This is a genomic window from Psychrobacter sp. 1Y4 (assembly GCF_051847555.1).
In genome coordinates this window covers 1-680 of sequence record NZ_JBPYDE010000609.1, presented here as the reverse complement: position 1 = coordinate 680, position 680 = coordinate 1, and the positions used below count along the sequence as shown (strand labels likewise).

At 42.4% G+C, this 680-nt stretch carries 1 protein-coding gene; it reads right to left on the bottom strand.

Going from position 1 to position 680, the window contains the following annotated elements:
• Positions 1 to 156: 156 nt before the first annotated feature.
• Positions 157 to 680 (bottom strand): PepSY domain-containing protein (locus ACS8FC_RS17870; protein ID WP_439297780.1); only part of this gene is annotated, 524 nt, incomplete at its 5' end.

Genomic DNA, 680 nt, shown 5'->3' with positions numbered 1-680 from the left:
ATAGGTGGGTCATGCTAGGTGAAAAGTTTGCTTACTTCATTTTTACTGTCTGCATAGCATACGACATATTTTTGTTATTAAAGTGATAACTAGGGCATACCTTTGATTCAACAGATAGCTATCTAAATAAAAATATACCCTAGAAATCTGGCAATATTACCTACCCTTTTGCAACGCCTTCAATCGACTTTGACGCCCTTTCCACCACAGATAGACGCCAGTAACTGACAACACTGTCACAGCCAAACCTACCAGTGCTAAAAATATTTGATACAGTAAGTGGCCAATGCCATGGCTAATATGACCCATATGTAGTGTCAACAACCAATTGTTGGTTTTGCTACCAAATGATGAGTTTTGGTAGCCAAAGTTCACCTGTTCAACGCTACCCGTTTTTGCATTGACCGTGATGGATGATGCACCGCCTTTTTTACCAATGTCCTTATCTGTTTTAAAGCGCAGCTGCCATTGGCCCTCATCCTCAATCCAACGTATGCCTAAAAACTCCCGTACTAGCATACCCTTGCTTTGGGCAGCGGTGTTTGCCTGCTTACTTAAATAAGCAATGCTATTGGCTTTGTTGACCACATCAACAGCTTCGACATCGACAACCTCATTGTTTACAGCTTCAACTCTAGCCGCTGTTTCTGCACCAGAAGCCTGTTCTGCTTTTCCAGGTG